This window comes from Bacillus sp. OTU530, from assembly GCF_038440375.1.
Window position 1 is genome coordinate 269,136 of record NZ_JASATP010000001.1, and the last position, 6,568, is coordinate 275,703.

5 protein-coding genes are annotated in these 6,568 nt (G+C 41.5%); 4 read left to right on the forward strand and 1 reads right to left on the reverse strand.

What is annotated here, in order from left to right:
- The first annotated feature begins 184 nt into the window (after positions 1-184).
- Both AAHB12_RS01385 and AAHB12_RS01390 read left to right on the forward strand, forming a co-directional pair.
- A complete protein-coding gene (locus AAHB12_RS01385) occupies positions 185-1,006 on the forward strand; it encodes a polysaccharide deacetylase family protein (RefSeq protein WP_342044034.1) in 822 nt (273 codons plus the stop codon).
- 13 nt (positions 1,007-1,019) lie between these two features.
- Positions 1,020-1,676: a YkyA family protein gene (locus tag AAHB12_RS01390; protein ID WP_342044035.1), complete on the forward strand. Its 657-nt coding sequence runs from the start codon at positions 1,020-1,022 to the stop codon at positions 1,674-1,676.
- 48 nt (positions 1,677-1,724) lie between these two features.
- Here the strand turns inward: AAHB12_RS01390 and AAHB12_RS01395 are convergent, their stop codons facing one another.
- Entirely contained in the window at positions 1,725-2,183 is a 459-nt protein-coding gene (locus tag AAHB12_RS01395; RefSeq protein WP_129726963.1) for a YkyB family protein, read from the reverse strand.
- A gap of 221 nt (positions 2,184-2,404) precedes the next feature.
- On the opposite strand from AAHB12_RS01395, the gene AAHB12_RS01400 reads away from it, so the two are divergent.
- Together AAHB12_RS01400 and AAHB12_RS01405 are read left to right on the forward strand one after the other, a co-directional pair.
- Positions 2,405-3,940: a Ppx/GppA family phosphatase gene (locus tag AAHB12_RS01400; RefSeq protein WP_342044049.1), complete on the forward strand. Its 1,536-nt coding sequence runs from the start codon at positions 2,405-2,407 to the stop codon at positions 3,938-3,940.
- 111 nt (positions 3,941-4,051) lie between these two features.
- Positions 4,052-6,160, forward strand: coding sequence for an RNA degradosome polyphosphate kinase (locus tag AAHB12_RS01405; protein WP_342044036.1), 2,109 nt, complete (start codon positions 4,052-4,054; stop codon positions 6,158-6,160).
- Positions 6,161-6,568 lie beyond the last annotated feature (408 nt).

The window sequence follows — 6,568 nt, forward strand, 5'->3', positions numbered from 1 at the left end:
TACATAAAAACTTCCATTGCTGTATGTTTTTAATAGAAGACTCTTCAAAATAAGATAAAATGGGAATATAATAAATAATGGAAAAGCGAGTGTGTATTTGCGTAGCTATTGGCCAGTGTAAGAGGTAGAAGGTGCTCTGCACTTTAAACAACAAATGGGCCTAGTTTAAGAAGGGATTGATAGAATGGCAGATTTTCGAATACCGCGCTTACGAAGAAGGGTGAAGCGCGCTCTTGTAGTAACAGCTGGTGTAGGCATCGCTTTTACTGGTTTTTTCTTCGCTCGATCCTTTTCATCTTCAGCAAAGGCTGTATCCGAGCAAATTCGCACTGTTCAGCCTGTCAGTGAGCTGCCGATGCTGGCTGCGGCAAAACAAGTACCTGAAAAATATAACGGTCAAGTACGGAAAATTGCATATCTCACATTTGATGATGGGCCAAATGAATATACAGAATCCCTTTTGAATATTCTGAAGTCGAACGGAGTGCAGGCAACCTTTTTTATGATTGGAGCTCAAATCTCGAGTCATAAGGACAGCATAAATCGTCTGGTAGCGGAAGGGAATTATCCTGCTTTGCATAGCATGACTCACAATTATCAAAAGCTGTATAATGAAGGACAAATTGTCAATGAGATGAAGCAGGCGCAGACTATTTTACAGGAGGCTACAGGAATACACTCAGACTTGACTCGTTGTCCATACGGAAGCATGCCAGGGCTTACAAGTGCACTGCGTGATCAAATGGCTGCAGCTGGCTTAAAGGAATGGGATTGGACAATTGATTCGTTGGATTGGAAGCTAGCAAATAACCCAAATGGTATTGTGCAAAATGTTCTTACACAATCAAGCAGAAATTTGGAGGTTATTCTTCTTCATGAAAAAAAGCAAACCGTGCAAGTATTGCCTGAGGTAATTGCCGGACTCCGAAGTGAAGGGTATGAATTTGAGGTATATGATCCAGCTGCACATTTTTCGGTGAATTTCTGGCATGACAACCGATTATAGAGGAGGATTCAGTTTGTATAAGAAGATAGCATTAAGCACAGCTTTATTGCTCTGCCTATTGTCCGGCTGCTTTGGACCAAAGCCGGAAGAGGAAGTGTATGCTGTGTTTGAAGATGCTGTAAAGCAGGAAAAAACCCTCTTTGAAGAGGCAAAAGCATTAACAGCGCTTGAACAGAAAAATGCACAGTTATATGACAGTATTTTGCAGGGGGGACAGGAAGATAGCGACCAGGTGAAGGGTACTGTGGAGCAAGCTTTGCAAGGTCTCAAGGAGCGGACGAATATTTTGGCAAAAGAGCAAACAGCCCTTGAGAAGGCACGTAGTAAAATGAAGGAAGCAGATCAGCATATACGCAAAATAGAGGATAAAAAGCTGAGAAAGCAGGCAGAAAAGGTTGTATCCTTGTACGAGGAACGATTCACTGCTTTTGTACATATGCATGAAGCTTATGGAAAAGCACTTGCGTCGGAAGAAAAGCTATATGGAATGCTACAGACAAAGACAGAGAAATTAAAGACAATTACCGACCAGGTACAAGAGGTCAATGGACTGTATGCTGATATGCGAACGAATAATGAAGCCTTTAATCAACTAACGCAGCAATATAATCAAGAAAAGGTTCGATTCTATAAACAGGCAAATTTTCGTATCGAAGAGAAGATAAAATGAAACAAACCGTCCTGCAAAGGACGGTTTGTTTCATGCTCAAAGAGGTTTTTACTTTTGTGTATAAGCTCGTTTGTACCAAGGTTCGGGCCGGGAGAGTTTCGTTTCCTGTTCAAACGCCTCCGCACCAATGTATTGCTGCAGCAGTTTTTTTGCAGTTGATAAGGACATCACTGTTTTTGGGTTACGGTACGATTGATTGAGTTCGCCGAGATGAGGGAGCTTTTGGAAGTCATCTTTTGTAGGCGGGATATGGAAAAAGTAGTTGCCGACGTGAACGAGCACATCAGATTGCTGTTGGCTGAGCTTTGGATTTCGAGAAAAATGCAATCCTTCCTTCAATGCTTTTCCTTCTTGAATGAGCTTTTCAAGTGCACGTTTCTTTAGCCAGTATAAATATTTTGGATTCGTAGCGGCTTTGGCATGGCGATTTACGACAAAGACGGCTTGGGCTAATTGTTCAGCTGACGGAACGGGCTGTTCATCCGTTCCCGACTTAGAAGTTTTCATACTCTTCACTCCTTTTATGTTAACATTATCATGTATTACCATTCTCTTGCAATATTCAATCCTTTTGTTAGAAAAACATTTTGTGAACAATGTGGACAGGTCTAGACGCCTTGAGGAAACATACTGCATTTTTCTTTCTCAGAAATATTTAGTAAAATAAGGTTAGAGAAATAAGGTAATACGGATGACAGGGGAATACACAAACTTTGGACGAAAAGAGGCTGAAGATAGAATTGAAACAGCGATACGGGATTATTGACATCGGTTCTAATACGATAAGGCTTGTCATTTATGAGACAGGGACTAGCAAATTATATCATGAGCTTGAAAACACAAAAGTAACAGCAAGATTACGAAGCTATTTAGAAGACGGTATCCTTAACGAAGCAGGCATTCAGCTTTTGATTCTTACATTGCAGCAGTTTCAGGAAAGCACCCGATTCTATGGGCTTAAGCATGTTATATGCATGGCGACAGCTACTGTTCGACAAGCTAAAAATCAGTCCTATATCCAGCAGCTCGTAGAGGAACATACTGATTTTAAGCTTCGGATTTTATCCGAATACGAGGAAGCATATTATGGTTATTTGGCTATCATAAATTCTACTTCGTTCGAAGAAGGGATTACAATTGATATTGGGGGCGGCAGCACGGAACTTACATACTTCAAAAATAGACAGTTAGTAGAGTATTACAGCTTTCCCTTTGGCGCACTTTCGCTGAAGCAGCAATTTATAGAAGAAGATGTACCGACTGCTGAAGAAAAGGAGAAGTTGTATTCTTATGTTAAGAGCTCGTTGGAAACATTGCCGTGGCTGCTCGGGAAAGAGGTGCCGATTATCGCAATTGGCGGCAGTGCCCGCAATATGGCAAAAATTCATCAGCAGCTTATTTCCTATTCTATTTCCAGCCTGCATTTATATGAAATGAACGCTGCGCATATTGACAGTGTTAAACAGCATCTGTCCTCTCTTAGCTTTTCTGAACTGCAAAAACAAGATGGTTTGGCTCGGGATCGCGCTGATACGATTCTTCCGGCAATCGAGGTATTTGGAGCAATTATGCATTTGTCAAATGCTCCATCCTTTGTGTTAAGCAGAAAGGGTCTGCGTGAAGGTGTGTTTTATGAGGCGCTTACAAAGCCCTTTCATCTCTCATACTACCCGAATGTCGTAGAGGAAAGTCTGCATATGCTTGCTCAGGAATATGGGATGGACATGGATTATGTCATGCAGCTTATGATAAATGTGTCTGCCATTTGTAATGAACTCGAAAGGCTTAGAGTGGCTTCGTTTTCTGAGGAAGAATTACAATTGCTGCGCAAGGCAGCTAAGGTATTCAATATTGGAAAATATATTGACGAGGAATCGAGCAGCCAACATACATTTTATCTGCTTGCCAACAAAACAATTGACGGTATGATGCATAAAGAGCGGATTCAACTGGCATTGTTGGCCTCTTATAAATCACGTTCCGCTTTTAAGCGGTACATGCAGCTGTTCGATGCTTGGTTTTCAAAGGAAGAACAGCGGCAATTATCATTGCTTGGTTCAATCCTACAGCTGGCAGCCGCTTTAAATATAACAAATCGTAATTTTGTAAAAAACATATTAATAGAGGAATGTAAAGAAGACCTGCAATTTTTCATTTCTTGCCGTTCCAGCGGCCTGGCTGAAAGAATGCAGGCTGAAAAGCAAAAAAAGCCATTAGAAAAGGCATTAAAACGTAATATTGAGTTGAATTTTCTCATAAATTAGTAACATCTTCCTATCTGTTTACAGAGATTTTATATTGTTTTATATAGAAATATATTATGGCAGTGGATAATTCGAGTACAGTGAGAATGTGTAAAGGGAAGGGTAGTACGTATGGACATGATGAAAACAGACTCTGTGAATTTACATGATACAGCCTACTATAACAATCGCGAGCTCAGTTGGCTTGCGTTCAATGAGCGTGTACTGCAAGAGGCTTTGGACGAAAGAAATCCACTGCTTGAACGTTTAAAGTATATTAGCATTTTTAGTTCAAATCTTGATGAGTTTTTTATGGTACGTGTAGCTGGTCTTCAGGATCAAGTAAAGGCGGGCTTTAATCAACCGGAAAACAAGGCTGGTCTTACACCGAAGCAACAGCTTAAGAAAATTTCAATGAGGGCCCATGAATTAGTAGATTTGCAATATGATACCTATTTACATGTGCTGCAGCCCGCTTTAGAAGAGGCTGGAGTTGCGTTCCTAGCTTTTTCAGATTTAACGCCGGAGCAGCGGACGTTTATTGAAGAATATTTTGATGAGCAAATTTTCCCAGTGCTAACGCCTGTCGCGATTGATGCATACCGTCCATTTCCAATGCTTCTTAATAAAAGCCTGAACTTGGCTGTTATGCTGTATGACAAGGAGCAAGAAGTGAAGGAAAAACGACTAAAGCTCGGTATTGTACAGGTTCCGTCCGTGTTGGAACGTTTTATTTTACTTCCATGCGATGATGGAAAAACCCGTTTTATTTTTCTCGAGGATGTTATAAGCAACTATATGTATAAGCTTTTTACAGGGCATCGCGTGTTATCTGTAACGCACTTTCGAATTACGCGTAATGCCGATATGACGATCCATGAAGAAGGTGCGCGCGATTTATTGAAGGTGATTGAAAAAGAATTAAAGCGCCGTAAATGGGGTGCCGCTGTCCGCCTTGAAATTGGAAGGAATGGGATGGATGAGCGTGTATTATCCTTTTTACATAGCGTACTAGAAATTCATGAAAATGATGTATATTTTACCGAGGGTCCATTGGACTTAACATGTTTGTTTGCATTTTACAAGCAGCTTGCACAAACACACGAGCATTTGATTTATCCAGCGTTTATTCCGCAGCCCCCGCAGGATTTATCCGATCAAGATGATATCTTTGAAAAGGCGCTTGAGAAGGATATTTTGCTTTACCACCCTTTTGAATCGTTTCAGCCGGTAATTGATTTTGTAGCAGATGCGGCGGAGGATCCGGATGTCCTGGCAATTAAGCAAACATTATACCGTGTGAGCGGCGACTCCCCTGTTATTCAAGCGCTCAAAGCGGCTGCGGAAAAAGGGAAGCAAGTAACAGTTCTCGTTGAGCTAAAGGCAAGGTTTGATGAAGAAAACAATGTCCACTGGGCGAAAGAACTTGAACAGGCTGGCTGTCATGTTATTTATGGAGTTAGCCATTTAAAAACGCATAGTAAGATTACGCTCGTCGTTCGTCGTAAAAATGGAAAAATCGAACGGTTTGTCCACTTAGGAACGGGTAATTACAATGATGCGACAGCGAAGCTATATACTGATTTTGGTCTTATTTCTGCACGCAAGGAATTTGGTATTGATGCCACAAATTTTTTCAACTATTTAAGCGGGTATACGACAAAGCCGCATTTTTATGAGCTGTCAGTAGCACCGTTCGACATTCGTGATCAATTCATTGCTTTAATTGAGGATGAGATCAATTACCAGAAACAATATGGAAATGGTTATATTATTGCGAAGATGAATTCTTTAACGGATAAACCATTGATCCAAAAGCTGTATGAGGCATCGCAGGCAGGGGTGAAGGTGGATTTAATTGTACGCGGTATTTGCTGTCTTCGTCCTGGAATTCCGGGTGTTAGTGAGCATATTCGCGTGATTAGTATCGTAGGGCGTTATTTGGAGCATAGCCGTGTATATTATTTCCATCACAACGGGGAGGAAAAGATTTACTTGTCATCGGCAGATTGGATGACGCGCAATATGGAAAAACGGATAGAGATTTCCTTTCCTATTTTAGATGAAGCACTTAAAATACGGATTATTCATATTTTGAATTTAGCTTTGTTTGATAATACAAAGGCACGTGAGCAAAACGAATTTGGCGAATATGTATACGTGCAGCGAACGGAAGAGGAGATGGATAGCCAATCTGAGTTGTTTCGCATGGCATACGGTGAGTATAGAGATGAGGAGTGAGCTGCTTTCTGCTAAGCAGCTTTTTTACTGTAAGAAAGTATAAATTTCTAGCCGGGTGCCAATTCGACGTAGCGAGAAATTTTAAGAACACAGTATAAGTAGGGCTGCGCCTCTGTTTATGCCTAACGATCCTTAGAAGAATCTATCAGTTGCAGGAGAGTCTATATCGATGTTTTATGTAAAAAGCAGACGGTTTTGCTTATAAAAAGCAGTCTGCTTTATAGTTTGTTTTATTATACACTTACTAGATAAAGCCAGGAGCACCAAAGCCGCCGCCGCCAAAGCCGCCGCCAAAGCCAGGAGCACCAAAGCCGCCGCCAAAGCCAGGAGCGCCAAAGCCGCCGCCAAAGCCAGGAGCGCCAAAGCCGCCGCCAAACCCACGACCCCCAAAGCAGCCGCCAACGCCAA

Coding starts and splice junctions, on each gene's coding strand:
- AAHB12_RS01405 (WP_342044036.1), top strand. CDS start 4,052: ATGGACATGATGAAAACAGACTCTGTGAATTTACATGATACAGCCTAC.
- AAHB12_RS01385 (WP_342044034.1), top strand. CDS start 185: ATGGCAGATTTTCGAATACCGCGCTTACGAAGAAGGGTGAAGCGCGCT.
- AAHB12_RS01395 (WP_129726963.1), bottom strand. CDS start 2,183: ATGAAAACTTCTAAGTCGGGAACGGATGAACAGCCCGTTCCGTCAGCT.